This is a genomic window from Flavobacterium sp. FG139 (assembly GCF_057809695.1).
Genome location: NZ_JBMDKL010000059.1, coordinates 1 through 351, shown reverse-complemented (window position 1 = coordinate 351; position 351 = coordinate 1). Strand labels below are relative to the sequence as shown.

The following is a 351-nucleotide window of genomic DNA, read 5'->3' as shown; positions in this document are numbered from 1 at the left end:
TAGCTAAAGTAGTCGAAGTATACGTGGCACTATTGGTTCCAACGTTAGCACCATTCACTTTCCATTGATAAGCCGGAGTTGTTCCTCCATTGGTTGGTGTAGCGGTAAACGTTACACTAGTTCCTGAACAGATGGTAGTGGCGGTAGCCGAAATACTTACACTTGCTGGTAAAATCGGATTCACCGTCATGGTTACCGTATTCGATGTGGCTGGCGAACCAGTCAAACAAGGAGTAGCATTTGAAGTTAAAACCGCAGTAACTAAATCACCATTGGCTAAAGTAGTCGAAGTATACGTAGCACTATTGGTTCCAACGTTAGCACCATTCACTTTCCATTGGTAGGCTGGAG

At 44.4% G+C, this 351-nt stretch carries 1 protein-coding gene; it reads right to left on the bottom strand.

The features are described 5' to 3' along the window. A partial coding sequence (locus tag ACODSI_RS15090) for a hypothetical protein (protein ID WP_488917677.1) occupies positions 1 to 351 on the bottom strand: 351 nt, incomplete at both ends.